This is a genomic window from Thalassotalea agarivorans (assembly GCF_030295955.1).
GTDB lineage: Bacteria > Pseudomonadota > Gammaproteobacteria > Enterobacterales > Alteromonadaceae > Thalassotalea_D > Thalassotalea_D agarivorans.
On the sequence record NZ_AP027363.1, the window covers coordinates 2,395,102 to 2,420,170 of the forward strand.

Consider the following 25,069-nt stretch of genomic DNA (forward strand, 5'->3'; position numbering starts at 1 on the left):
CACACGTTTGAAATTCAAACACCTGTTTGATAATATCGTTTCATTATCGATTTGTCACCACAAGAATCATAGTTTTCAACTATAGTTGATGACATATATCGCTTTATGTAATCCGTATTAGGTGTAAGGTCAACTTGACAGGTAAAATACTTATCCAGTTGACGTAAACGTAAACTAACAGTAACCTGTCGAGCATCCATAAAAATGAATGCCATGCTACCTATTAAAGGTAGTACAACAACAAGCACATAGAGGCTAAATATGAAAGTTTTAGTTCCAGTGAAACGCGTTATCGACTACAACGTAAAGGTACGTGTAAAAGCTGACAACACAGACGTTGATTTAACCAACGTAAAAATGTCTATTAATCCATTTTGTGAAATCGCTGTAGAAGAAGCGATTCGTTTAAAAGAAGCTGGTGTAGCTACAGAAGTAATCGCTGTTTCTATTGGCGATAAAGCGTGCCAAGAACAACTTCGCACAGCCTTAGCACTTGGTGCTGATCGCGCTATCCAAATTGACACTGCAGACAATTTAGAATCACTAAATGTTGCAAAACTACTTCAGAAAGTTGTTGAAGAAGAGCAACCAGGCCTGGTTATTTTAGGTAAGCAGTCTATCGATTCAGATAATAACCAAACCGGTCAAATGTTAGCGGCATTAACAGGTATGCCTCAAGGTACGTTTGCCTCAGAAGTGAAAGTTGAAGGCGACAAGGTTAACGTAACGCGCGAAGTTGACGGTGGCTTACAAACAGTAGCATTAACTTTACCAGCGATTGTTACCACTGACCTGCGCCTAAATGAACCACGCTATGCCAAGCTACCTGACATCATGAAAGCAAAGCGTAAGCCGTTAGAGGTTAAAGCTGCAGCAGACTTAGGTGTTGACCTAAAACCTCGCTCTACCGTTTTGAAAGTTACACCTCCAGCGCAACGTAGCGCAGGTATCGTGGTTGAAAGCGTAGAACAATTAGTAGAAAAACTTAAAAATGAAGCGAAGGTGATCTAATGAGTATTTTAGTTATTGCAGAACATGACAACGCTAGCTTAAAAGCTGATACGTTAAAAACTGTTGCAGCAGCTCAAGCGATCGGTGGAGACATTCATGTACTAGTTGCTGGTAGTGACTGTGCGGTGGCAGCAGAGCAAGCGAGTAAAGCTAATGGCGTAAGCAAAGTGTTTGTTGCTGACAACGCAGCATATACAAATCAACTGGCAGAAAATGTCAGTGCTTTAGTTGTTGAACTAGCCGGTGATTACGACCATATTCTGGCCGCAGCATCGACAACAGGTAAAAACTTTATGCCACGTGTAGCGGCGCTACTCGATGTTGCGCAAGTATCAGACATTATTGCGGTGGAGTCGGCAGACACGTTTGTTCGTCCTATCTATGCGGGTAACGCTATAGCGACAGTGCAAAGTTTAGATGAGAAAAAAGTGATCACTGTGCGTGCAACAGGCTTTGATGCGGTAGCAACAGATGGCAGCGCAGAAATCGTGACACTATCGCAAGCTACTGATGCAGGTATTTCTAGCCATGTAAGCGACGAGTTTACTGAAAGTGAGCGCCCTGATTTAGGTGCAGCTTCAGTCGTTATCTCTGGTGGTCGTGGTATGCAAAATGGTGAAAACTTTAAACTACTTGAAGGTATTGCAGATAAATTAGGTGCAGCTATTGGTGCATCACGTGCAGCTGTAGATGCTGGTTTTGTGCCAAATGATATGCAAGTTGGTCAAACAGGTAAAATCGTTGCACCAGACTTATATATCGCTGTTGGTATCTCAGGTGCTATTCAACATCTTGCCGGTATGAAAGATTCAAAAGTCATCGTGGCGATTAACAAAGATCCAGAAGCCCCTATTTTCCAAGTGGCGGATTACGGCTTAGTAGCAGATTTATTTGATGCCTTGCCGCAACTAGAATCGTCTTTGTAAAAGATAAGCGTTTGTGAAAAAACCAGCCAATTGGCTGGTTTTTTTATGTGCCAATTATTCTATAATAGCGCTATACCCATCAATCATTAAAGAGTGTTTTATGTCTTGGCAAGATCAACTGTCGCAACTCGTGTATTCCACTGACGGTGGCCGCGTTAAAGAAGAAAAACAAGAAGAGATCACCCCAAGCGATGGCTTTGCCAAAGTGCGCAGAGAAACCAAAGGCCGCAAGGGCAAAGGTGTAATGGTGGTGTCTGGTTTAGGACTTAACCAGAAAGAGTTAAAAGCGCTTGCCTCTAAGTTAAAAAAATCATGCGGCACTGGCGGCAGTGTGGTCGATCAAACGATTGAAATACAGGGCGATAAACGTGAACAAATTAAAGCCGTCTTAGAGAAAGAAGGTTTCAAAGTTAAGTTTACTGGCGGCTAGGCTACTCAATCTGGTACAGCCGTAACTTCATCGCTATTTTGTTGTGCGACACCCCTAACCGTTTAGCTAACTTTCGTGTGCTTGGGTATTGCTGGTACAAACGCTCAAGCAACGATTTTTCAAATTGTTGCTGAGCATCATGCCATGACTCGCAATCACTATAGTCAGCATCTGCTTCATTGGAAGCTGGCGTTTCAAATTGACTTATCGCATTGAGCACATCGTCAGCTTCAATAATTTCACTATCAGTGAGTGCCGCCACTCTAAAAAGTGTATTTTGCAATTGCCTAATGTTACCGGGCCAACGATATTGTTTGAGTGTCAGTAATGCATCACCTGAAAGTTTTTTTGTTGCCGTTGCCATCTGACTAGCCGCTTGTTGCAAAAACTCCCTACTCAATAAAGTAATGTCGTCGCCCCGCTGCGTTAATGCTGGCAATGCAATGTTAAGCACGTTAATTCTGTAATACAAATCTTCTCTAAAACGTTTTTGTGCCACCAATTCATTAAGGTCTTGGTGACTTGCAGAGATAATTCTTACGTTGGCAAATAGCTCTTTTTGCCCACCAATGCGTCTAAAGGTAAAGTCTTGCAAGAAACGCAGCAGCTTAACTTGTAAATAAGTCGACATTTCAGCAATTTCATCTAAGAAAATACTGCCGCCTTCGGCCAATTCAAACAAACCTGGCTTACCTTCTTTACGCGCCCCTGTAAATGCGCCAGTTTCATAACCAAACAACTCGCTTTCTAGCAAATGTTCTGGCAATGCGGCGCAGTTAATCGCCAAAAAAGGGCCCTCTTTACGCTGACTCTCAACATGTATCGCTTTCGCCATAAGCTCTTTACCTGTGCCTGTTTCACCAGCAATAAAGACAGGCATGTCCAGAGAGGCAAATCGCACGCCTTGGGCAATAACTTGCTTTATGGCTGGAGATTGACCAATAATTGCCTCCACACCTTGCACTTGTTGCGATTGAATGAGTGACAATTCTTTACCGACTTTCTTTAATTCTCTTAAGGTAATAACCGCACCGGCGTGACTATGTTCAATGAAAACAGGGTGAATTTCAGCAACGTAACTCCCCTGCTCCAAACTCACGGATTGCCTATGCTTAAGTTTCAGGTCAATTGGGTTTTGCTGAGCAAAAAGTTGTTGGATTGAATACTTCTCTTGCGCATCAACTTTAAACAAATGTTCTGCGGTGGCATTCATCGCGATGATAACGCCCGTTATGTCGACATCGATAATGGGGTCAGGTATTCGGTTAAGTAAGGTTTTTAAATGCTGTTCGCGCTCTTGAGTGGGCAGTAAGGCAACTTGCTTGCAATGAACAACATCATCAATATTGGTGACGATTGCTTGGACTTTTTTAAAATGTTTAGCATCACAGTCGATTTCAACAAAGGTTGTATGCTGCTCTACTTCCGTGGCAATTAGGTTGTAACCTTGTTGTGCGAGCGTGGTAAGAATATCACCACTAATACCCACTCGATCTCTTGACGATATTTTTAATCGCATGTCATACCTTAGTTACACTCGTAATATATACATTACAATATAGTAAAAATCATGCGAATACTAAGCATTAAACCGATAAAACTAGTTTCATTTTTACAAAAACCTCTCACACCGTAACTAAATTATTACAATCATACCAAAGCGAACACCTAACCCATTGAATTATATACATTTAAATTATTGGCAAAGATATTGCTCTGTTTATATCTCAATACTATTACAACAATAACAATCTTTTTCTGGGAGTTAACATGTCATCAAGTAAGCACATCGAAACACAAGCGATACATGCAGGTCGCATTAATGATGAGCAATTTGGATCTTTGGCAACGCCTTTATACCAGACCTCCACTTTTATCTTTGACGACGCTCAACAGGGCGCCGCGCGTTTCCAAGGAGAACAATCTGGCTATATTTATTCAAGATTAGGTAACCCAACAACGCGGCAACTAGAGCAGCGCGTAGCAGCGATGGAAGGAATGGAAGATGCAGCTGCAACAGCAACAGGTATGGCTGCGGTATCTGCTTCGTTATTAGCAAATTTGCAATCGGGAGATCATCTCATCGCATCAAAAGCGGTTTACGGCTGCAGTTATGCATTGATGAGTCATATGCTGACTAAATTCGGCATAGAAGTGACTTTTGTTGATATGGAGAATCCAGAAAATATTGTGACGGCATTTAAGCCCAATACTAAAGCTGTTTTTCTTGAAAGCCCAATTAACCCCAACTTAGTGGTATTGGACTTAAACACAATTGGTAAGATTTGCCAACAACACAATACCTTATTTATCGTCGACAATACCTTTTGCACCCCCGTACTGCAAAAGCCTGCAGAATTTGGCGCGGATATCGTCATTCACAGCGCAACCAAATACTTAAATGGTCACGGAGATGTGGTTGCCGGTATCATTTGTTCTACGCAGGAGATGATTGCCCACATAAAAACAACAGCATTAAAAGACATTGGCGCCACAATGAGCCCACATGACGCATGGCTAATTATTAGAGGATTGAAAACGCTTCCGATTCGCATGGAGCGCCATTGCGACAATGCGATGAAAATAGCCACATATCTATCACAACATGAAAAGATTGCACACGTGTATTACCCTGGTTTAGCCAACGATAAAGGTAACCAATATATCGGCAAGCAAATGAAGGCTGCAGGAGGCGTAATTGCCTTTGAATTAAAAACAGATATTGAAGGTGGCGCTGCGTTTATTAATCGCACCGCGCTTTTTTCTATCGCGGTGAGTTTGGGTGATGCCGAATCGCTGATTCAACATCCGGCGTCCATGACGCATTCACCTTATGAGGCAAATGAACGACTTGAAGCCGGCATCAGTGATTCATTGATTCGTATTTCATGTGGCCTTGAGCACGCTGACGATTTAATTGCGGATCTTGAACAAGCTCTGGCTGGTGTGCATTTAAGCCAAAATTGGGCCGCTTAAGTTAAGGGGCTATTTGAGCAAATTTCGCCTGAAGTTTACTTACTAATACATCTAGCGTTTCTTGCTGATAAGGAATCGCTGGGTGTTGGCCCCACACCGGTTTTGGCCAGCTGGCATCAGTTTTACGACGAACGACATGATGAATATGCAGTTGGGGACACAGGTTTCCAATAGCTGCAACATTAAGTTTATCTCCATCAAACATGCTCATGAGTAACTCGCTCACAACACTCGATTCATTTAAAAATTGTTGCTGCTGTTGCCATTCCAACTGATAAATCTCTGTGAGTGCCGGTTTGCGCGGTACTAAGATTAACCAGGGATACTGACTATCGTTCATCAACAACACTTTACATAGAGGCAGGTCGTATATCTCAATGCAATCATTGGCCAACATGGGGTGTAGTGTAAAGTCTGTTGTCATCGCTATTTCCTTTTATTTTTGCGACCGCGGCCACGTGCTTTCTTGCGGGCTTCTCGCTCAGCGATTTTCTTTTCTTCAAGCTCAGCAAAATGAATATTCTCTTGCTCCACCATCTCTGGTGTTTCAAAGGTTAGTTCGCCCAAGGTTTTATCGCGTATTTCATTAATTAAAATCTCGGAGGCTTTGTGAAAGTCGACCATGCCACCACTGCGCACACAACCGCGCTTTCTGCCGATCTCTTCAATCAATTCGACTTCTTGCTGCGGCAGTTGATCTATTTTATAGCGCTCTTCTAAACGCTTAGGGTAAGCCTCTAGTAAATACTCTGCGGCAAAGCATGCAATTTCTTCATGATCAAAGGCGGTATCTTTAACCGCACTTGTAATTGCAAGACGATAGCCACTATTTTCATTGACTATTTTTGGCCAAAGCATGCCCGGTGTATCATAAAGGTACAAACCTTCTTCAAGCCTGATTCTTTGTTGGCCTTTGGTCACAGCTGGCTCATTTCCAACTTTTGCTTTTACTTTGCCAACGAGCGTATTTATCAGGGTAGATTTGCCTACGTTTGGAATCCCCATAATTACGGCATTAATTTGTTTACCTGTTTCATCCTTATTGGGCACTAATTTGCGAATTAGCGCAGGTATCGTTTTCGCGATCGCAGGGTTTTCAGTGGTCAAGGCGATAGCTTTTACATGCTGCTGCGCATCTAAATAGGCTATCCATTGCTGGGTTAGCACAGGATCGGCTAAATCCGACTTATTTAGAATTTTAATCAGCGGTTTATTTCCCCTGATCTCTGTGATCATTGGGTTCTCACTACTAAACGGAAGCCGTGCATCGCAAACTTCTATTACCACATCTATCTGCGGTAATATTTCTTTAATTTCTTTTTGGGCCTTATGCATATGCCCAGGAAACCAATTTATCGCCATTACTTATTTATTTCCTTGCTGTTTTTCTTCTTTTGCCAAATGTGGGTGACAGCTGTTGATAGTAATTTTGTTCACTATCTTCATCTTTTATTACGTTAAAGAGCTCATCCGCTACAATACGGTCTTGCCATTTTATTACGATACGCCATGGCCCTATCTTATTCTCTATAGGCGCCCATATTGTATCACCCAAATAAAAATCCCAATCACTGTTTCTCACGTAAACTTCACCATCGAAGGGCGCCATTACCCTACCATTATCGTCGGGAATATCTGGATGATATATACAATAATCTAATTTAATGCCTTTGCCTTTCTGCACATTCAGAATATAACCAAATTCTATGTCTATTTTAGCAGGTACTTCATGGGTAAATGCTTTAATTTTAGGCAGGTTTTTTGAGGTTTCATCCCATGAAGAATGGATGCCACAAGTTTTTAAGGTGAAAACTGGTTTTTGTTTAGCCATATACAAAATTTTAAACTAAAAAACATTGATATTTTATCAAAGTTAAGTAAAGTTGTATGCCTGTTAAATCATCGGCAATTTCTTTATAATATCAGTCGATGAACTGGAGAGATTTATGAGCAGAAGAAAAAAGGCCGACGAGATCCAAGAAAGTGAAGTAGATATGACACCGATGCTAGACATCGTTTTCATTCTATTGATTTTCTTTATCGTAACTACCTCGTTCGTGAAAGAGGAAGGTTTAGAGATTAACCGCCCGAAAGCGGAAAATAATCCTAATCCACCTAAAACACCAGTAATTGGTATTAAAATTACGGATAACGGCCAAGTAGTTTTCAACAACAAGCTTGTTGATATTGAGCGTTTACCTGCTCGTATAGAAAACTTCTTAGCAAACACGCCAACAACTTCAGCAGTTATTATCCCAGAAGATAATGCTGTATATGAAGACGTTGTAGCGGTTATCGACCAAGTAAAACAGTTTAACGAATTAACGGTTTCTATCGGTAAAGCGAAATAACAAATCATACTTGACAAAAAAAGCGCCTGTTGGCGCTTTTTTTGTTTTTAAAGACGGTCTACACTGATTCTATGAAAATATTAAAAACCTGTTTAGCACTTAGCGCTTTGCTTTTAGCCAGTTGCACTACACAATATTCAAGCCCTGTATCTGATGGTGCAAGCAGCGATCAATGCAGTGAGGTTGCACGTTTTTGCCGTGAAAAGAATGTCGGTATCTATGATGAGTGGTATCGAGAAAACGGTGAGAAGAGCTGCGTATGCCATCAAAATGTAGACAATCCAGAACCAGTTAGGAAATAAAGAACTTAACCCAATACTTCTTTTACTAGTGGCTTATTCGAGGCATAACTTTTTAATGGGTTAATGTTTAGGTTTCTTTTTACCGTAATTAAAAATTCCTACCCAAAAGCCTAGTTCAAAAATAGCACCCAATATCAGAAAAAAACCACCACCTATTGCAAAGCCACGGGTGTAACAAATTAGAGCTAAAATAATTAAAGTAAGTAATATTAAAAAACGTTTCATAATGCCTACTCGCTACTGTTTTTAGCTATTAAAGCTCAAGCAAGCTTAAAAGTAAAAAATCAAATGTTACAGCATTTTGCTAGCTATTGGCCGAAGCAACAATAGCCATTGTGCCAGCAATAAACATTTGCGTGCCGATAACCGCAAGTATTAAGCCCATGAGTCGAGTAACGATACTTAGTCCGCTTGTACCAATAACCGACAATATTCTCCCGCTAAAAACAAAGCAAGCGAAAGTAACTAGACACAAAAAGGCAAATACAGATAGCGTAATTAAAATACCCGAAAAGCCGCCTGATGCGGAGTAATTCATCGCTGTTGCTATAGTGCCAGGGCCGGCAAGTAAAGGAACCGCTAAAGGCGAAACAGCGACATCTGATTCATCATCGCCTTGTGCCGAATGTAACTTAGAGCCATGGCCATTTAGCATATGATAACCGACAATAAACACCAAAATACCACCGGTTATTCGCAGTGCATCTATGGTAATGCCAAACAAATGAAAAATAGCTTTACCAAGCACAGAGAAGGCGACAATAATCAAGAATGTGATAAGTAGTGCTTTAGCTGCAATTTGCTTTTGTTCGCTTTTAGGTTTATTAACTACCAAACCAGCAAACGCCGCAGTATTAGCGATAGGATTCATTATCGCAAAGAAGCCAAGAAATACTGTAACTAACTGCGTTATCATTTCATTCATACTTACTGTTCTCGCTTAAATAATTACTGTTAATAGCGCCAGATTAAAGAACTGCCCCAACTACAAGGCATAATAAATCTTTAACCCTTCTAATACGTTAGCCGTTGCAACCGATGCTAGTATAAGCCCCATTACACGGCTTACAACGCTAGCACCGCTGTTACCGATAAACTTATGTATCCATGTAGCACATAACATCAACACTAGAGCAAGTCCCAATACAGCTAACAATGTAAGAGTCACTTGAGTTTGTTCCAACAGCGTATACTTAGCATTTTCTGTCATCAATACTGCGGCCAACATAGCACCTGGGCTTGCGATCGAAGGTATGGCCAATGGGAAAATAGCTGTTTCTTTAACATTGTTGAGCATTTTAATCTCTTCTTCAGGCTTACTTTCGCCAAAGATCATGCTAAATGCGAACATAAAGAGAATAATGCCACCAGCGGTTTGAAACGCTGATAGTGGTATATCCATAGCAGTTAGAATTAATTCACCAGCGATTACAAAAAACAATAACACCGCAGCTGCAACTATGGTGGCTATGAATGCAATTTTACGTTTATCGTGACCTTCATAACCATTTGTTGTTGCAATAAATACCGGTACGGTACCGATAGGATCTATTACTGCAAAGAAGAAAATAAAGGTAGCTAAGTAATCAATCACAACACTCTCCATACATCATTTACGTAGCTCTAATGCCGCAAAGTGGTGTCGTCACCTAACATTGGCTAACGTTTTATTGTTGTACATTGATTACATAATACGCAAAGTATTGAAGGATTGGCAATTATTGGGGGTTGGCTTGTGGCTTCGTGCTGCGTGTATAAAATCTGCGTTTCTATTTTAGCTACGTGCCTCGAGCTGTGTGCTGTGTGTAAAAAGACTCCACGTTCCTATTTTAGCTGCGTGCTTCGAGCTGTGTGCTGTGTGTAAAAAGACTCCACGTTCCTTGTTCCCTTAAGCAACGCGCACCTAAAAAGCTGTAGATCCCGTATCATAGTAAGGGATGACGATGTAAGAACTAGCTATAGGCTATTAGCTTTATGCGATAAGTAAAAACGATTCATACTTCGAGCTTCGTGCTGTGTGTAAAAAGACTCCACGTTCCTTGTTCCCTTAAGCAACGCGCACCTATAAAGCTGGAGATCCCGTGTAACGACATCACGGGATGACGATGCTTTTTTCGTCCCATGTACTGAGTAGACATCCTAAAATTATTCCAAAAAAAAAAGCCTGACGTAAGTCAGGCTTTTCTTAGGAATAAAAGCTTAGCTCAGGTCCAGGGTAAGCCAGAGGCTAACCCGCTTATATGGCCATGGATGGTCGGTATACCTAAACTGCAGGAGCAAGTTTAGGTGCTAGGGCAAACATAAAATTGTTTATCTTTACGAAAACCTGAAAAGCCCTACTCGAGAGTACGGACATGCAAGCGCTAATAACAAAAAAGCCCGCTCAATGAGCGGGCTTTCTCTTAATTAGAAGCTTAGCGATGTCCTACTCTCACATGGGACCTCCCACACTACCATCGGCGCTGCTGCATTTCACTTCTGAGTTCGGCATGGGATCAGGTGGTTCTACAGTGCTATTGTCGCTAAGCAAAAACTTGTTAACTTGGAAAGCGTCTACTAATACTCAATTCTTATCGATTCAATCAATCTTCATACAAGGCCTAAATCATTTAGGTGTTGTATGGTTAAGCCTCACGGGCAATTAGTACGGGTTAGCTCAACACCTCACAGTGCTTCCACATCCCGCCTATCAACGTCGTAGTCTCCAACGACCCTTCAGGGACCTTAAAGGTCCAGTGAGAACTCATCTCAAAGCCTGTTTCCCGCTTAGATGCTTTCAGCGGTTATCAGTTCCGAACGTAGCTACCGGGCAATGCCATTGGCATGACAACCCGAACACCAGAGGTTCGTCCACTCCGGTCCTCTCGTACTAGGAGCAGCCCTCTTCAATTCTCAAACGCCCACGGCAGATAGGGACCGAACTGTCTCACGACGTTCTAAACCCAGCTCGCGTACCACTTTAAATGGCGAACAGCCATACCCTTGGGACCGACTTCAGCCCCAGGATGTGATGAGCCGACATCGAGGTGCCAAACACCGCCGTCGATATGAACTCTTGGGCGGTATCAGCCTGTTATCCCCGGAGTACCTTTTATCCGTTGAGCGATGGCCCTTCCATACAGAACCACCGGATCACTATGACCTGCTTTCGCACCTGCTCGACGTGTCTGTCTCGCAGTTAAGCTGGCTTATGCCATTGCACTAACCGTATGATGTCCGACCATACTTAGCCAACCTTCGTGCTCCTCCGTTACGCTTTGGGAGGAGACCGCCCCAGTCAAACTACCCACCAGACAGTGTCCCCAAGCCCGATAAGGGCCCTAGGTTAGAACATCACGCATACAAGGGTGGTATTTCAAGGTTGGCTCCACACAAACTGGCGTCTGCGCTTCAAAGCCTCCCACCTATCCTACACATGTAGGAGCAATGTTCACTGTCAAGCTATAGTAAAGGTTCACGGGGTCTTTCCGTCTAGCCGCGGGTATACGGCATCTTAACCGCAATTTCAATTTCACTGAGTCTCGGGTGGAGACAGTGTGGCCATGATTACGCCATTCGTGCAGGTCGGAACTTACCCGACAAGGAATTTCGCTACCTTAGGACCGTTATAGTTACGGCCGCCGTTTACCGGGGCTTCGATCATGAGCTTCGCAAAGCTAACCCAATCAATTAACCTTCCGGCACCGGGCAGGCGTCACACCGTATACGTCATCTTTCGATTTTGCACAGTGCTGTGTTTTTAATAAACAGTTCCAGCCACCTGGTTACTTCGACCGACCAAAGCTTAGGGAGCAAGTCCCATCACCCTAGCCGGCGTACCTTCTCCCGAAGTTACGGTACTATTTTGCCTAGTTCCTTCACCCGAGTTCTCTCAAGCGCCTTAGTATTCTCTACCTAACCACCTGTGTCGGTTTGGGGTACGGTTCCTATATATCTGATGCTTAGAAGCTTTTCCTGGAAGCAGGGCATCAACAGCTTCTGTTCCGTAGAACATCGTCTCGACTCTCAGCCTTAAGGCGACCCGGATTTACCTAAGTCACCAGCCTACAATCTTTCACATGGACAACCAACGCCATGCCTGCCTAGCCTTCTCCGTCCCTCCTTCGCAATATATAGAAGTACAGAAATATTAATCTGTTTCCCATCGATTACACCTTTCGGTCTCACCTTAGGGGCCGACTTACCCTGCCCTGATTAACATGGGACAGGAAACCTTGGTCTTTCGGCGAGGGGGTTTTTCACCCCCTTTATCGTTACTCATGTCAGCATTCGCACTTCTGATACCTCCAGCATGCGTTACCACACACCTTCAACGGCTTACAGAACGCTCCCCTACCACTTATCCAAAAGGATAAATCCGCAGCTTCGGTGACTAGTTTAGCCCCGTTACATCTTCCGCGCAGGCCGACTCGACTAGTGAGCTATTACGCTTTCTTTAAAGGGTGGCTGCTTCTAAGCCAACCTCCTAGCTGTCTAGGCCTTCCCACATCGTTTCCCACTTAACTAGTACTTTGGGACCTTAGCTGGCGGTCTGGGTTGTTTCCCTCTTCACTATGGACGTTAGCACCCATAGTGTGTCTCCCGGATAGCACTCATCGGTATTCGGAGTTTGCAAAGGGTTGGTAAGTCGGGATGACCCCCTAGCCTTAACAGTGCTCTACCCCCGATGGTGTTCGTCCGAGGCTCTACCTAAATAGATTTCGGGGAGAACCAGCTATCTCCCGGCTTGATTAGCCTTTCACTCCGACCCACAGGTCATCACCGCATTTTTCAACATACGTGTGTTCGGTCCTCCAGTTGGTGTTACCCAACCTTCAACCTGCCCATGGGTAGATCGCCGGGTTTCGGGTCTATGCCTTGCAACTAAACGCGCAGTTAACACTCGCTTTCGCTACGGCTCCCCTAATCGGTTAACCTTGCTACAAAACATAAGTCGCTGACCCATTATACAAAAGGTACGCAGTCACCCCGAAGGGCTTCCACTGCTTGTACGTATACGGTTTCAGGTTCTATTTCACTCCCCTCACAGGGGTTCTTTTCGCCTTTCCCTCACGGTACTGGTTCACTATCGGTCAGTTAGGAGTATTTAGCCTTGGAGGATGGTCCCCCCATATTCAGTCAACATTTCACGTGTGCCGACCTACTCGTTTTCACAAAGTGCTTGTTTTCGTGTACGGGACTATCACCCTGTATCGTTGTCCTTTCCAGAACATTCCACTAACGCACACCCGCTTAAGGGCTAATTCCCGTTCGCTCGCCGCTACTAAGGAAATCTCGGTTGATTTCTTTTCCTCGGGGTACTTAGATGTTTCAGTTCTCCCGGTTCGCCTCTTTATCCTATGAATTCAGATAAAGATACCCGCCTGATGACGGGTGGGTTTCCCCATTCAGAAATCTCAGTCTATAACGGTTTTTATCACCTCAACTGAGCTTATCGCAGATTAACACGTCTTTCATCGCCTCTAACTGCCAAGGCATCCACCATATACGCTTAGTCACTTAACCATACAACCCTAAATAATCTAGGATGTATGCGGACTGATTGCGCTCATAATGAGCTTCTTGAGTAAGAATTTTGAGAACGTCTTAATAAATTAAAACGTTTTCTGATAAGTCGTTAAACTTATCGTGATACATAACAAGGAAGATTATGTATCTGTTGGTATTTATAGCGCGACACTATAAACACCGGGTATTAATATCAGCTTTCCAAATTGTTAAAGAGCATGTTTCTTAAAGAAACTAAATCTAAATAGTCGCTCAGTTTGTTGAACTGGCCATTTAGATTTAATTTCTAGCGTAAGAGTTATCAAGGGCGCCTAATTGGTGGAGCTAAGCAGGATCGAACTGCTGACCTCCTGCGTGCAAGGCAGGCGCTCTCCCAGCTGAGCTATAGCCCCAGTCAGGCTTCTCTTACATGCGTTATCAAAGCAATTTGTGTGAACACTCTTGGTACATGGATGTACCTGTGTCGATTTAACACGGATGTTATATTATCGACCGATAATGTTGTTTCACCTTTCAAGATAAGGAGGTGATCCAACCCCAGGTTCCCCTAGGGTTACCTTGTTACGACTTCACCCCAGTCATGAATCACAAAGTGGTGACCGTCCTCCCGAAGGTTAAACTAGCCACTTCTTTTGCAACCCACTCCCATGGTGTGACGGGCGGTGTGTACAAGGCCCGGGAACGTATTCACCGCGACATTCTGATTCGCGATTACTAGCGATTCCGACTTCATGGAGTCGAGTTGCAGACTCCAATCCGGACTACGACGTACTTTCTGGGATTCGCTCCACCTCGCGGTCTCGCTGCCCTCTGTATACGCCATTGTAGCACGTGTGTAGCCCATCCCGTAAGGGCCATGATGACTTGACGTCGTCCCCACCTTCCTCCGGTTTATCACCGGCAGTCTCCTTAAAGTTCCCGACATTACTCGCTGGCAAATAAGGATAAGGGTTGCGCTCGTTGCGGGACTTAACCCAACATTTCACAACACGAGCTGACGACAGCCATGCAGCACCTGTCTCAGAGTTCCCGAAGGCACTAATCTATCTCTAGAAAATTCTCTGGATGTCAAGGGATGGTAAGGTTCTTCGCGTTGCATCGAATTAAACCACATGCTCCACCGCTTGTGCGGGCCCCCGTCAATTCATTTGAGTTTTAACCTTGCGGCCGTACTCCCCAGGCGGTCAACTTAGCGCGTTAGCTACGTCACCCACGCATCAAGTGCACAGACAACTAGTTGACATCGTTTACGGCGTGGACTACCAGGGTATCTAATCCTGTTTGCTCCCCACGCTTTCGTGCCTCAGCGTCAGTATTTGTCCAGGTGGCCGCCTTCGCCACTGATGTTCCTTCCAATCTCTACGCATTTCACCGCTACACTGGAAATTCCACCACCCTCTACAATACTCTAGTCACACAGTTTCAAATGCAGTTCCGAGGTTGAGCCCCGGGCTTTCACATCTGACTTATGTAACCGCCTACGCACGCTTTACGCCCAGTAATTCCGATTAACGCTCGCACCCTCCGTATTACCGCGGCTGCTGGCACGGAGTTAGCCGGTGCTTCTTCTGTTGCTAACGTCACAGCTAGCAGGTATTAACTACTAACCTTTCCTCACAACTGAAAGTGCTTTACAACCCGAAGGCCTTCTTCACACACGCGGCATGGCTGCATCAGGGTTTCCCCCATTGTGCAATATTCCCCACTGCTGCCTCCCGTAGGAGTCTGGGCCGTGTCTCAGTCCCAGTGTGGCTGATCATCCTCTCAAACCAGCTAGAGATCGTCGCCTTGGTAGGCCATTACCCCACCAACTAGCTAATCTCACTTGGGCTAATCAAAAGGCGAAAGGTCCGAAGAGCCCCTCCTTTGGTCCGTAGACATTATGCGGTATTAGCAGTCGTTTCCAACTGTTGTCCCCCACCTTATGGCATATTCCCAAGCATTACTCACCCGTCCGCCGCTCGACGCCAGAGGTGCAAGCACCTCTTCGTTTCCGCTCGACTTGCATGTGTTAAGCCTGCCGCCAGCGTTCAATCTGAGCCATGATCAAACTCTTCAATTAAAATCGTTTGTGTATCGATAAATCGATACGATGCTCAATGAATATTAATCGTCTCCGCTTTTAAAAAAAGCAGAAGCAAAAAACTGACAAAAGCGCCTAATCAATAAAATATCGATTTAGACTTTGTGTCACTCACTGAGTTAATTATTTGGTAAAACCAACATTAACGTGAGTGCCCACACAAATTGCTTGATAACTATTTGTTAAAGAACGATTCTTGCGAATCTCACCGAATATCTCATTCGTATTCGGCGTGTGCTCTACCGTTGAGAGCGGATGCGCATTTTACGCGTCCCTGTTTTGATGTCAACCTTTTTCACAAAAAAACTTTAATTTATTTTGTGAGGTTTTGTTAACTGCTTAGTAACCATATTTGCTTACTAAACTTATCAAAACCGACCTTTCGTCATCCTGACTCGGCCTAATAAGTATTTCCTATACAAAACCTTCTTGGCTTGTCCCCGAGAAGTGGATGCGCATTTTAGGGATTTTTTAGGTCAATGCAACCCCTTTTTTAAAGTTTTGGTTTGTTCGCTCAAAATATAAACAAAACCATTAAAATTCTCGAAAGAGCATAAAGTATAGACAACAAAAAAGGAGCTTGCGCTCCTTTTTTAAGAAATCGGTGATTAAGTATAGATTAACTGTCGTCTTTACTCGCTTTATCGGTACTTTCTTCCGATTTCACCTTTTTTTGTTCAGCGACATCTTCCAATGTGAAGTCTGCATCTTCATCGTCGCCAACAACGTGCTCTAGTTTCAAAGACTCTACCGTTCTTAGTGTCGTAATAGGACCAGACAGTGCATACAATGCAAACACACCTAACAATAATTCAGCCGGACTTGATGCTACTACTACAAATACCAACACGATAATTAGCAATACTAGAAAATTGACTTTACCTTTCCAGTCAACCTCTTTAAAACTGTTGTACCTAAAATTACTAACCATCAGTAGCCCGGTAATGATTGTAATAACCCCCATTACAATGCCGTAGTCATGACCATTAATACCATTTTCTGTACCTGTCCAAACGATACTTGCAATTACAGCCGCCGCAGCTGGGCTAGCAAGGCCTTGAAAGAATCGTTTATCAGCTACACCAACTTGAGTATTGAATCGTGCTAAACGCAGCGCAGCACCCGCTACAAATACAAACGCGGCCAACCAACCAAATTTGCCTAAATCGTTCAAAGCCCAATTGTATGCAACGAGTCCCGGCGCAATTCCGAATGAGACCATATCGGCCATAGAATCATATTCTGCACCAAATTCACTCTGTGTATTTGTCATACGTGCAACACGGCCGTCTAAGCCGTCAAAAATCATTGCAATAAATATCGCAATAGCGGCTAACTCAAATTTTCCATTCATTGAAGAGACAACGGCATAAAAACCAGAGAATAACCCAGCCGTTGTTAGTACATTAGGTAGTAAATAGATGCCTCTATTTGGTGTTGAACTACCTGATTTGTTGTCTGACATAGTAAAACCATTATTTTTGTCATTGTTTAACTGCGCACAATTTAACATAAAATTGCTTACAGATCCCAATATAAACTTAGCGACCTAGCGGCTGCAAACTCAAAATAATTTGTAAAGCCATAGCTAGCTTGTTATAAACGTATCATAAGAAAAGGTATTGCAAACAAAAGGATAATTCTTTTTGTACGCTTTTCATAAATATAACAATAAGGATAAATAATGCGTTTGTTAATTATAGCGTCTGCATGCGCACTTTGGGTCTCACCGGCATTTAGCGCAGATAAATTGATTTATCGTTGGGTGGACAATAACAATGTTGTGCATTACAGCGAGCAACAACCTGATCACAATAACTACACCACCATTAAAGTAGCCGATACTAATAGCGCTCCGAAACAAACTCAATCAGCAAGCGAACTTGCACAAGAGCAAGCTAAAAAAGCGGACGAAAACGACAAAGCATTTAGCAAAGAGTTATGTGAAACGGCACAAACCAATTTGAAAACGCTCACAAGTTTCGACCATATTCGTATTCAAGAAGACGGTAAATCTAGGACATTAACGCCCGAAGAAGTTGAAACTCAGATAGCGAAAAACAAGAAACAAATTTCCGCCTATTGTGATTAAAAAAAGGCTGCATTGCAGCCTTTTTTATTTAATTAAACGCTAACTCTCCATTAGCAGCACTCACCTCGATAACATCCCCATTATCATATTGCCCTTGCAGTATGAGCTGAGCCAATGGATTTTCCAACTTATGTTGTATCGCCCTGTTAAGGGGTCTCGCGCCATAAACGGGATCGAATCCGGCTTGCGACAATAACGTTAATGCATCATCGTTAATCGACAATGACAAACCGCTACTTTCAATACGTTTAGCTAATTTTGCGACTTGAATTTCAGCAATAGCTTTAATCTGATTGGCAGCAAGCGAATGAAATACCACACTCTCATCTATCCTATTGATAAATTCGGGTTTGAAGAAATTGCCCACTTCTGCCATAACGCCTTCACGCATTAATTCGTATTCGCCGCTACCATCAAACTGCTGGATAACCTGAGAGCCTATGTTGGAGGTCATAATAATAACCGTATTTTTGAAATCTACAGTTCGACCTTGACCGTCGGTCAACCTGCCATCATCTAATACCTGTAAAAGAATATTGAATACATCAGGATGCGCTTTCTCTACTTCATCTAATAAGACAACCGAATAAGGTTTTCTTCTGACCGCTTCAGTTAAATAACCGCCTTCCTCATAGCCAACATAGCCAGGAGGTGCACCAACTAATCTAGCAACAGAATGTTTCTCCATAAACTCACTCATGTCGATGCGTATTAATTCATCTTCGGAGTCAAACATAAAGTTTGCCAGTGCTTTGGTTAATTCCGTTTTACCAACACCCGTTGGTCCTAGGAAAAGAAAAGAACCAATAGGTTGGTTGGGATCGCTTAAACCAGCTCTAGAGCGTCTAATCGCATTGGCGATAGCGGTGACAGCTTGCGCTTGTCCGATAACGCGTTGATGAAGTTCTGACTCCATATTAAGTAACTTATCACGTTCCTCTTCTAGCATTTTTGCAACAGGTATCCCTGTTGCTTTGCTGAGTACCTCGGCAATTTCGGCATCAGTTACTTTGTTCTTCAGCAAGCTGGTTTCTTGTGTTTCGTTTTCAGACGCTAGTGCTAGCTGTTGCTCTAGTTCTGGTATAACACCATGTTTAAGCTTGGCTGCTTGTTCAAAATCGTTATTACGCGTTGCTACTTCTAGTTCATAGCGGCTGCGCTCTAATGATTCTTTAATGCCATGTGTGCCGTGTAAAGCCGCTTTTTCACTTTTCCAAATCGCTTCTAACTGATCAAATTTCTCTTGTTGCTTTGCGATATCAGATGAAATGTCTGTTAGCCGCTTTTTAGAGGCATTGTCACTTTCCTGCTCCAACGCCTTTTGTTCAAGTTTCAATTGGATAAGTTTTCTCTCTAACCTGTCTAAATCTTCAGGTTTTGAGTCCATTTGCAAACGAATACTAGAAGCAGCTTCATCAATCAAATCAATGGCTTTATCCGGTAGTTGGCGATCACTAATATATCTGTGCGACAAAGTGGCAGCAGCTACGATAGCAGGATCAGTAATATCTACCGAATGATGTAGCTCATAGCGCTCTTTTAAACCGCGCAAAATGGCGATGGTATCTTCTACACTTGGCTCTTCGATAAGGACTTTTTGAAAACGACGTTCTAATGCAGCATCTTTTTCGATGTATTGACGATATTCGTCCAAAGTCGTTGCGCCAACGCAATGCAATTCACCTCGGGCTAATGCTGGTTTAAGCATATTACCGGCGTCCATAGCGCCGTCAGTTTTACCGGCACCGACCATAGTATGTAATTCGTCTATGAATAAAATGACTTGCCCTTCTAATTTTGCCAGTTCATTCAACACAGCTTTTAATCGCTCTTCAAATTCACCGCGATACTTAGCGCCAGCAACCAGTGCGCCCATATCTAAAGACAAAACTCGTTTATCCTTTAAACCTTCTGGTACTTCATTTTCAACAATACGTTGTGCCAACCCTTCAGCAATAGCTGTCTTACCAACACCTGGCTGACCAATTAATACTGGATTATTTTTTGTTCTGCGCTGCAGAACCTGAATGGTGCGGCGGATTTCATCGTCACGGCCAATGACAGGATCCAATTTACCCTGCTCGGCTCGTTCAGTCAGATCAACTGTGTATTTGTTAAGCGCCTGCCTAACATCCTCTGCGTTTTGATCATCCACCGTTTGACCTCCTCGAACACTTTCTATTGCAGCTTGCACTTTTGCCGCATCTGCTCCCAACGTTTTTAAAAGTTGACCAAGTTTGGACTTATCTTGAATTGCTGCCAAAACAAAAAGCTCGGAAGAAATAAACTTATCACCAAATTTTTGAGCAAATTTGTCACACAGGTTCAACAACGTGGCTAGTTGAGAAGATACTTGTACGTCTCCACCGCTGCCAGACACTTGCGGCATATCGGCAATGGCACGTTTAACTTCTTGTTTGAGCGTATTGGTGTTCACACCTGCGGTCGCTAGAATTGGCACGATAGTGCCACCTTGTTGGTTGATCAAGGCAAGCATTAAATGCAACGGCTCTATAAATTGATGGTCTTTGCCTAGCGCGATTGATTGCGCATCCGCAAGGGCATTTTGAAATGATTGGGTGAATTTATCTATTCGCATTACTACTCCTATTGCCATATTACTGGTCTTACGTTTACTAAATAAATAGGGGTAGATGGCGATTTTTCAAGCGTTTACATGAAAATTATCTTATTTGAGACAGATCACGCTAGCCATGCGTCCTGTATTTGGTTGACGTCTATAAGAGTAGAATGTGTCCTCTTCAGTATAAGTACAGCGGGCCAATTGTGTTACATCTTTGACACCTAACTGTTGCAGTTTATAACGCGCTATTCCCTGCAAATCTGCAAGGTATTTACCCGCTTTAGATTTTGGCTGAAAAAAAGAAGAGTAATTTAAATCCTGTTGCTTAAAAGCGTCGAGGACATCTTGTCCCACTTCAAAGTGCTGTTTTGATATACATGGGCCAAGCCATGCTTGTATATCTGAGGCAGACGTTTTCATTTGTTCAATGGTTTTTTCTATTAGCCCCGCAGCTAGGGGGCGCCAGCCACAATGCAAGGCAGCAATCTCATCGCCTGATTTAGCGGCAAGTAGCACAGGCAAACAGTCTGCCGTCATAATGGCAAGTGCTGCGCCCTTAGTAGATGTTAATTGTCCGTCAGCTGTAATCGGGTTGGTGCTGGGTGTTGATATTTGAGCCAATTCTATGCCGTGCACTTGATTTAGCCACTGGATCTGACTCTGCGCTGGCAATTTGCTCAATAAGGTCGCACGATTGTGATTGACAATGTTAGCATCGTCACCAACATGCAGGCCCAAATTAAATGCGCCAAAGTCACCCGACTTTGCAATACCCTCTGGGTGATGGATTGTCGTAGTGAATGCTACAACATTGGCGCTATTAAACGCGATATCAATAAACGCGTCACTATTCATTAATATTCAACTTCTTGATTTTCATTGGAATCGTCTCGAAGCGTATCCGTGAGCTTTACCATATCCTCTGGCACATCTGCATGCCAAGTCATCAACTCTCCAGTCGTGGGATGATACAGTGACAACATTGCTGCATGTAATGCTTGTCTTTTGAAACCACGAAGTTCAGAGAGCAACTCAGGTGTTGCATTTTTTGGTGGACGTGGGCGTCCGCCATATAAAGGATCCCCGACAAGCGGATGTTGTATATGGGCCATATGCACCCTGATTTGGTGAGTACGGCCCGTTTCTAATCGCAGTCGCAAGCGCGTATGCAATCTAAATTTTTCCATAACACGAAAATGTGTCACCGATGGTCTTCCGGATATAGTCACGGCCATATGCGTACGCTTTGTCGCATGACGGCCTATTGGTTCATCAACCGTGCCGCCACCAGTCATTTGACCACTGGCAATCGCCTCATATTCACGCGTAATTTCTCGGTGCTGGAGGGCATCGACTAAATATGTCTGAGCAGCGATATTTTTCGCAACAACCATCAAACCTGTTGTGTCTTTATCAAGTCGATGAACAATACCTGCTCTAGGAACCACTGCAATATCAGGGTAACGATGCAGCAAGGCATTTAAAATAGTGCCATCTGGATTGCCTGCACCAGGATGAACAACTAAGTCAGCAGGTTTGTTGATCACAAGTAAATCATCGTCTTCGTAAACCACATTTAGGGGAATATCTTGCGCTTCAAATCGTTGTTCTGCTTCGACGACGGCCTTAATTATAACAGCTTCACCACCAAGTACTTTCTCACGTGCTTTGCTAATTACAGCGCCATTTACACTGACATGGCCAGCTAAAATCCATTCTTTTATGCGCGATCTTGAATATTCTGGAAACATTTCGGCCAAAGCTTGGTCTAAACGTTTGCCAAGACATGATTCTGGGACGGTTTCTTTGTGTTCAATTTGTTCTGACATGGAACTCTCTTTGAATTAGCGCTGTGCAAGACACGATTGCTGAGTTAGAATGCTTGCAATTATTTTACCTCGTTGTGGCGATTAACGCCTAACAAATTTTATTAAAACAGATGTGTGATTTTAATATTATGAAAAATCTGACCCTAAAAGTAGCAACAGTACTTCTAGTTTTTGGCCTAGCTGGCTGCTCATCATCAAGTGAAGATGATTTAGAAGTTGTTCCTGATAAATCAGCTCAGGCGCTGCTAACTGACGCACGTGAAGCGCTTGACGTAGGCTTATACCAAAAAGCCATTCAAATTCTGTCGGCGGTAGATTCTAGATTCCCGTTTGGTCCTGTATCACATCAAGTACAACTAGATTTACTTTTTGCTTATTATAAAAGCGGCGATGCTGACCAAGGCATTGCATTAGCGGATCGTTTTATTCGTTTAAACCCTGATAATCAAAACCTAGATTATGTTTACTACATGCGTGGACTTATTAACTTGTCGACGGAAGAAAACCTATTCCAAGATTTAGTTGGCATAGACCGTTCAGATAGAGATCCTACAGCCGCACGCGACGCATTCGCAGATTTTAAAACAGTCGTTTCTCGCTACCCTGATAGTAAGTATGCAAACGATTCACGTAAGCGCATGATGGACATTAAATCGCGTTTAGCTAAATACGAGCTTGCAGTAGCTAAATTCTACATGAAACGCGACGCTTGGGCGTCTGCTGCAAACCGCGGTAAATACATCGTTAGATACTATTCACCGAGCCCAGAAGTAGAAGAAGCGTTAGAAATCATGGTTAAGTGTTATGAAGAAATGGAGTTAGAAGATTTACGCACTAACACTTTGCGTGTGCTAGCAGCGAATTACCCAAATAACTCGCTCGTCAATTAATTTATAAACTAAAAAAAAGGCCAACATCAAGTTGGCCTTTTTTTTATAACGCTTGTTCGTCTTCTTCGCCTGTTCGAATGCGCACGATGCGTTCAACCGATGTGACAAATATTTTACCATCACCAATTTTACCCGTATGTGCATTATCAACAATTGTTTGCACACATCTGTCAACTTCACTTTCAGCAACGACAATCTCTATTTTAACTTTTGGCAAAAAGTCGACCATATATTCTGCACCGCGATAAAGCTCTGTATGCCCCTTTTGACGGCCAAAGCCTTTGACTTCAGATACAGTCATACCTGTTATGCCAATTTCTCCTAATGCTTCCCTTACGTCATCCATTTTAAATGGCTTAATGATCGCTTCTATTTTTTTCATTGCCGATATTCCTAATGCATCGAATTAATAACCTTGATTGTACAAAGTAAGACTGCATAAACAAAGCATATAAGTGAAATCTTTTTTGGTATCTATTGACGTATTATTTGATACACTAACCTCGTTTAACAATACCCTGTAAGGAATAGCAATGGATCCGAAATTGATCATCGAAGAAATGAAGGTTTTACCTGAAATTGATGTCGATTTTGAAATTAATCGTCGTGTGGCATTTATCAAACAACAACTTGTCGCTTCCGGACTAAAAAATTTAGTACTGGGCATTAGCGGTGGTATCGACTCTTCCACCTGCGGCAGGTTAGCACAACTAGCGGTTGAGCAACTTAATCAAGAACATGGTGGCGGATATCAATTTATTGCAGTGAGACTACCCTACTATGTACAAGCCGACGAAGAAGATGCGCAACTTGCACTTTCATTTATCAAACCTAGTAAGTCTGTAACAACCAACATATATGCGGGTGCTAGAGGCATACATGAAGAAACGCTCAAAGGTTTGCAAGAGGCAGACTTACTTGATGCTAGCGAAGGACAAATTGATTTTTCAAAAGGTAATGTAAAAGCCAGAACTCGTATGGTTATGCAATATCATATTGCCGGCATTCTTGGTGCGCTCGTGTTAGGTACAGATCATTCCGCTGAAAATATTACTGGCTTCTTCACTAAATGGGGTGACGGTGCGTGTGATCTGATCCCATTATTTGGCTTGTCTAAACGCCAAGTTCGACAGCTCGCTATGCATTTGGGTGCACCAGAGCGCTTGGTCACTAAAGCCCCTACGGCGGACTTAGAAGACCTTGAGCCAGGCAAAAAAGATGAAGACGCTCTTGGGTTAAGCTATGACCAGCTTGACGACTTTTTAGAAGGCAAAGGGGTGTCTGCAGAGGTTGAAAAAGTTATTGTCGATACATACCGTAAAACGCAGCATAAACGCCTCGCCATTCCGACTGTTTACGATTAATCACTTTTGTAAAAGCTTGACTATAATGAAAAGGCTACGATTTGTAGCCTTTTTTTGTGCACGGACGCACGACTCTAAGAAACAAGGATGTGATCATGATTACTTCTCACTACACGTCTAGAGCTTTTTCATTGCTTGAAGGGCTTATTACTGTGTGTTTAATCGCTATATTTATGAGTATTTCTTTACCCAGTATAGAAGAATTTATTGTAAAACAACGGGTGCAAAAAGAGATAATAACGCTGCAAAGAACGCTTTCAATTGCTCGTAATTATGCGGTTAACTACGGCGACGTAACTGTTGTTTGTCCATTGAAAAACAATAAGTGCTCTAATGATTGGCAATCAGCTATCTCGGTATTTAGTGATGCGAATAGAAACTATCAGTTAGATAGTAAAGAAGAGGTTATTAACATTTCCGAATCAAGTTTTGAAACAAACCATCGTTACTTTTCTTCAAAAAGGCGATACATCGCTTTCGCTCCTACAGGAAGGCTTCGCGGATTATCAAATGGCACCTTTAAAATTTGTCCAATAGGAATGCCTCGATATGCTAAAGGGCTTATCGTATCACCCAGTGGAAGAACCTATAAATCGGTAAACCAAGATAGTAGCGATATTGAAAAAACACGTTCTGGAAAAACGATACTTTGCAATTAATACTAATGTTTACGTATTAAAAAGTAGAGTAAAGAACAATAAATTGATATAAATGATGTTTATA

Annotated in this window: 23 protein-coding genes, 1 tRNA gene and 3 rRNA genes; 10 read left to right on the plus strand and 17 right to left on the minus strand. The window is 42.9% G+C overall.

Going from position 1 to position 25,069, the window contains the following annotated elements:
• Window positions 1–14: 14 nt before the first annotated feature.
• On the minus strand, window positions 15–215 hold the full coding sequence (locus QUD85_RS10910; protein WP_143047973.1) for a hypothetical protein: 201 nt from the start codon (window positions 213–215) through the stop codon (window positions 15–17).
• A gap of 46 nt (window positions 216–261) precedes the next feature.
• On the opposite strand from QUD85_RS10910, the gene QUD85_RS10915 reads away from it, so the two are divergent.
• The 3 genes from QUD85_RS10915 (at window position 262) to QUD85_RS10925 (ending at window position 2,367) form a co-directional block, all read left to right on the plus strand.
• Complete coding sequence (locus QUD85_RS10915) at window positions 262–1,011, plus strand: electron transfer flavoprotein subunit beta/FixA family protein (protein WP_093331856.1); 750 nt, start codon at window positions 262–264, stop codon at window positions 1,009–1,011.
• Entirely contained in the window at window positions 1,011–1,937 is a 927-nt protein-coding gene (locus QUD85_RS10920; RefSeq protein WP_093331858.1) for an electron transfer flavoprotein subunit alpha/FixB family protein, read from the plus strand. Before QUD85_RS10915 ends, QUD85_RS10920 begins: the two co-directional genes overlap by 1 nt.
• 100 nt (window positions 1,938–2,037) lie before the next feature.
• The gene (locus QUD85_RS10925; protein WP_093331897.1) at window positions 2,038–2,367 is read left to right on the plus strand and encodes an SUI1 family translation initiation factor; all 330 of its coding nucleotides are present in this window, start codon (window positions 2,038–2,040) and stop codon (window positions 2,365–2,367) included.
• A 1-nt stretch (window position 2,368) separates the two neighbouring features.
• Here the strand turns inward: QUD85_RS10925 and QUD85_RS10930 are convergent, their stop codons facing one another.
• The gene (locus QUD85_RS10930) at window positions 2,369–3,886 is read right to left on the minus strand and encodes a sigma 54-interacting transcriptional regulator (RefSeq protein WP_093331861.1); all 1,518 of its coding nucleotides are present in this window, start codon (window positions 3,884–3,886) and stop codon (window positions 2,369–2,371) included.
• A 251-nt stretch (window positions 3,887–4,137) separates the two neighbouring features.
• Between QUD85_RS10930 and QUD85_RS10935 the strand changes: the two genes are divergently transcribed.
• On the plus strand, window positions 4,138–5,343 hold the full coding sequence (locus tag QUD85_RS10935) for a trans-sulfuration enzyme family protein (protein WP_093331863.1): 1,206 nt from the start codon (window positions 4,138–4,140) through the stop codon (window positions 5,341–5,343).
• Window position 5,344: 1 nt separating this feature from the next.
• Here QUD85_RS10935 and QUD85_RS10940 read toward each other — a convergent pair whose 3' ends face one another.
• Genes QUD85_RS10940 through QUD85_RS10950 form a run of 3 tightly spaced genes read right to left on the minus strand, consistent with a single transcriptional unit; the run spans window position 5,345 to window position 7,174 of the window.
• Window positions 5,345–5,767, minus strand: a complete 423-nt coding sequence (locus QUD85_RS10940) for an HIT domain-containing protein (RefSeq protein ID WP_093331866.1) — start codon at window positions 5,765–5,767, stop codon at window positions 5,345–5,347.
• Between the two features lie 2 nt (window positions 5,768–5,769).
• Window positions 5,770–6,705 (minus strand): ribosome biogenesis GTPase YlqF, encoded by a 936-nt coding sequence (gene ylqF / locus QUD85_RS10945; protein WP_093331868.1) that lies wholly within the window; start codon window positions 6,703–6,705, stop codon window positions 5,770–5,772.
• 7 nt (window positions 6,706–6,712) lie between these two features.
• Window positions 6,713–7,174 carry a DUF3859 domain-containing protein gene (locus QUD85_RS10950; RefSeq protein ID WP_093331871.1) on the minus strand — a complete coding sequence of 154 codons (462 nt, stop codon included), beginning with the start codon at window positions 7,172–7,174 and terminating at the stop codon, window positions 6,713–6,715.
• 115 nt (window positions 7,175–7,289) lie between these two features.
• Here QUD85_RS10950 and QUD85_RS10955 point away from each other — a divergent pair, with 115 nt between their 5' ends.
• Window positions 7,290–7,694, plus strand: coding sequence for an ExbD/TolR family protein (locus QUD85_RS10955; RefSeq protein ID WP_093331873.1), 405 nt, complete (start codon window positions 7,290–7,292; stop codon window positions 7,692–7,694).
• Window positions 7,695–7,765: 71 nt separating this feature from the next.
• Window positions 7,766–7,996: a hypothetical protein gene (locus QUD85_RS10960; protein ID WP_143047974.1), complete on the plus strand. Its 231-nt coding sequence runs from the start codon at window positions 7,766–7,768 to the stop codon at window positions 7,994–7,996.
• A gap of 60 nt (window positions 7,997–8,056) precedes the next feature.
• Here QUD85_RS10960 and QUD85_RS10965 read toward each other — a convergent pair whose 3' ends face one another.
• The 8 genes from QUD85_RS10965 to pssA form a co-directional block, all read right to left on the minus strand.
• Window positions 8,057–8,221: a hypothetical protein gene (locus QUD85_RS10965; protein WP_177168933.1), complete on the minus strand. Its 165-nt coding sequence runs from the start codon at window positions 8,219–8,221 to the stop codon at window positions 8,057–8,059.
• A gap of 79 nt (window positions 8,222–8,300) precedes the next feature.
• Window positions 8,301–8,921: a MarC family protein gene (locus QUD85_RS10970; RefSeq protein WP_093331876.1), complete on the minus strand. Its 621-nt coding sequence runs from the start codon at window positions 8,919–8,921 to the stop codon at window positions 8,301–8,303.
• Between the two features lie 60 nt (window positions 8,922–8,981).
• Window positions 8,982–9,590, minus strand: a complete 609-nt coding sequence (locus tag QUD85_RS10975; protein ID WP_093331878.1) for a MarC family protein — start codon at window positions 9,588–9,590, stop codon at window positions 8,982–8,984.
• A gap of 818 nt (window positions 9,591–10,408) precedes the next feature.
• Window positions 10,409–10,523 (minus strand): 5S ribosomal RNA (gene rrf, locus QUD85_RS10980).
• 93 nt (window positions 10,524–10,616) lie between these two features.
• Window positions 10,617–13,501 (minus strand): 23S ribosomal RNA (locus QUD85_RS10985).
• 319 nt (window positions 13,502–13,820) lie between these two features.
• Window positions 13,821–13,896, minus strand: a tRNA-Ala gene (locus tag QUD85_RS10990).
• Window positions 13,897–14,023: 127 nt separating this feature from the next.
• A 16S ribosomal RNA gene (locus tag QUD85_RS10995) occupies window positions 14,024–15,566 on the minus strand.
• Together the 16S, 23S and 5S rRNA genes with 1 tRNA gene alongside form the textbook arrangement of a ribosomal RNA operon.
• Before the next feature lie 640 nt (window positions 15,567–16,206).
• Complete coding sequence (gene pssA / locus QUD85_RS11000) at window positions 16,207–17,052, minus strand: CDP-diacylglycerol--serine O-phosphatidyltransferase (protein ID WP_093327186.1); 846 nt, start codon at window positions 17,050–17,052, stop codon at window positions 16,207–16,209.
• A 219-nt stretch (window positions 17,053–17,271) separates the two neighbouring features.
• On the opposite strand from pssA, the gene QUD85_RS11005 reads away from it, so the two are divergent.
• Window positions 17,272–17,679 (plus strand): DUF4124 domain-containing protein, encoded by a 408-nt coding sequence (locus QUD85_RS11005; protein ID WP_093327158.1) that lies wholly within the window; start codon window positions 17,272–17,274, stop codon window positions 17,677–17,679.
• A gap of 28 nt (window positions 17,680–17,707) precedes the next feature.
• Here the strand turns inward: QUD85_RS11005 and clpB are convergent, their stop codons facing one another.
• The 3 genes from clpB to rluD form a co-directional block, all read right to left on the minus strand.
• Entirely contained in the window at window positions 17,708–20,278 is a 2,571-nt protein-coding gene (gene clpB / locus QUD85_RS11010; RefSeq protein WP_093327156.1) for an ATP-dependent chaperone ClpB, read from the minus strand.
• 90 nt (window positions 20,279–20,368) lie between these two features.
• The gene (gene pgeF, locus QUD85_RS11015) at window positions 20,369–21,118 is read right to left on the minus strand and encodes a peptidoglycan editing factor PgeF (RefSeq protein WP_093327154.1); all 750 of its coding nucleotides are present in this window, start codon (window positions 21,116–21,118) and stop codon (window positions 20,369–20,371) included.
• A complete protein-coding gene (gene rluD / locus QUD85_RS11020; RefSeq protein ID WP_093327152.1) occupies window positions 21,118–22,092 on the minus strand; it encodes a 23S rRNA pseudouridine(1911/1915/1917) synthase RluD in 975 nt (324 codons plus the stop codon). The genes pgeF and rluD overlap by 1 nt, the downstream gene beginning before the upstream one ends.
• A gap of 128 nt (window positions 22,093–22,220) precedes the next feature.
• Between rluD and QUD85_RS11025 the strand changes: the two genes are divergently transcribed.
• On the plus strand, window positions 22,221–22,982 hold the full coding sequence (locus QUD85_RS11025) for an outer membrane protein assembly factor BamD (protein ID WP_093327184.1): 762 nt from the start codon (window positions 22,221–22,223) through the stop codon (window positions 22,980–22,982).
• Between the two features lie 43 nt (window positions 22,983–23,025).
• On the opposite strand, the gene glnB is transcribed toward QUD85_RS11025, so the two are convergent.
• Window positions 23,026–23,364: a nitrogen regulatory protein P-II gene (gene glnB / locus QUD85_RS11030; RefSeq protein WP_093327150.1), complete on the minus strand. Its 339-nt coding sequence runs from the start codon at window positions 23,362–23,364 to the stop codon at window positions 23,026–23,028.
• A 151-nt stretch (window positions 23,365–23,515) separates the two neighbouring features.
• On the opposite strand from glnB, the gene nadE reads away from it, so the two are divergent.
• Together nadE and QUD85_RS11040 are read left to right on the plus strand one after the other, a co-directional pair.
• On the plus strand, window positions 23,516–24,346 hold the full coding sequence (gene nadE, locus QUD85_RS11035; protein WP_093327148.1) for an ammonia-dependent NAD(+) synthetase: 831 nt from the start codon (window positions 23,516–23,518) through the stop codon (window positions 24,344–24,346).
• Between the two features lie 95 nt (window positions 24,347–24,441).
• Window positions 24,442–25,005, plus strand: a complete 564-nt coding sequence (locus tag QUD85_RS11040; RefSeq protein ID WP_093327146.1) for a GspH/FimT family pseudopilin — start codon at window positions 24,442–24,444, stop codon at window positions 25,003–25,005.
• Window positions 25,006–25,069 lie beyond the last annotated feature (64 nt).

Bases quoted from the DNA above. Each gene is read 5' to 3' on its own strand.
- QUD85_RS10910 (WP_143047973.1), bottom strand. From the start codon at position 215: ATGGCATTCATTTTTATGGATGCTCGACAGGTTACTGTTAGTTTACGT.
- QUD85_RS10915 (WP_093331856.1), top strand. From the start codon at position 262: ATGAAAGTTTTAGTTCCAGTGAAACGCGTTATCGACTACAACGTAAAG.
- QUD85_RS10920 (WP_093331858.1), top strand. From the start codon at position 1,011: ATGAGTATTTTAGTTATTGCAGAACATGACAACGCTAGCTTAAAAGCT.
- QUD85_RS10925 (WP_093331897.1), top strand. From the start codon at position 2,038: ATGTCTTGGCAAGATCAACTGTCGCAACTCGTGTATTCCACTGACGGT.
- QUD85_RS10930 (WP_093331861.1), bottom strand. From the start codon at position 3,886: ATGCGATTAAAAATATCGTCAAGAGATCGAGTGGGTATTAGTGGTGAT.
- QUD85_RS10935 (WP_093331863.1), top strand. From the start codon at position 4,138: ATGTCATCAAGTAAGCACATCGAAACACAAGCGATACATGCAGGTCGC.
- QUD85_RS10940 (WP_093331866.1), bottom strand. From the start codon at position 5,767: ATGACAACAGACTTTACACTACACCCCATGTTGGCCAATGATTGCATT.
- ylqF (WP_093331868.1), bottom strand. From the start codon at position 6,705: ATGGCGATAAATTGGTTTCCTGGGCATATGCATAAGGCCCAAAAAGAA.
- QUD85_RS10950 (WP_093331871.1), bottom strand. From the start codon at position 7,174: ATGGCTAAACAAAAACCAGTTTTCACCTTAAAAACTTGTGGCATCCAT.
- QUD85_RS10955 (WP_093331873.1), top strand. From the start codon at position 7,290: ATGAGCAGAAGAAAAAAGGCCGACGAGATCCAAGAAAGTGAAGTAGAT.
- QUD85_RS10960 (WP_143047974.1), top strand. From the start codon at position 7,766: ATGAAAATATTAAAAACCTGTTTAGCACTTAGCGCTTTGCTTTTAGCC.
- QUD85_RS10965 (WP_177168933.1), bottom strand. From the start codon at position 8,221: ATGAAACGTTTTTTAATATTACTTACTTTAATTATTTTAGCTCTAATT.
- QUD85_RS10970 (WP_093331876.1), bottom strand. From the start codon at position 8,921: ATGAATGAAATGATAACGCAGTTAGTTACAGTATTTCTTGGCTTCTTT.
- pssA (WP_093327186.1), bottom strand. From the start codon at position 17,052: ATGTCAGACAACAAATCAGGTAGTTCAACACCAAATAGAGGCATCTAT.
- QUD85_RS11005 (WP_093327158.1), top strand. From the start codon at position 17,272: ATGCGTTTGTTAATTATAGCGTCTGCATGCGCACTTTGGGTCTCACCG.
- clpB (WP_093327156.1), bottom strand. From the start codon at position 20,278: ATGCGAATAGATAAATTCACCCAATCATTTCAAAATGCCCTTGCGGAT.
- pgeF (WP_093327154.1), bottom strand. From the start codon at position 21,118: ATGAATAGTGACGCGTTTATTGATATCGCGTTTAATAGCGCCAATGTT.
- rluD (WP_093327152.1), bottom strand. From the start codon at position 22,092: ATGTCAGAACAAATTGAACACAAAGAAACCGTCCCAGAATCATGTCTT.
- QUD85_RS11025 (WP_093327184.1), top strand. From the start codon at position 22,221: ATGAAAAATCTGACCCTAAAAGTAGCAACAGTACTTCTAGTTTTTGGC.
- glnB (WP_093327150.1), bottom strand. From the start codon at position 23,364: ATGAAAAAAATAGAAGCGATCATTAAGCCATTTAAAATGGATGACGTA.
- nadE (WP_093327148.1), top strand. From the start codon at position 23,516: ATGGATCCGAAATTGATCATCGAAGAAATGAAGGTTTTACCTGAAATT.
- QUD85_RS11040 (WP_093327146.1), top strand. From the start codon at position 24,442: ATGATTACTTCTCACTACACGTCTAGAGCTTTTTCATTGCTTGAAGGG.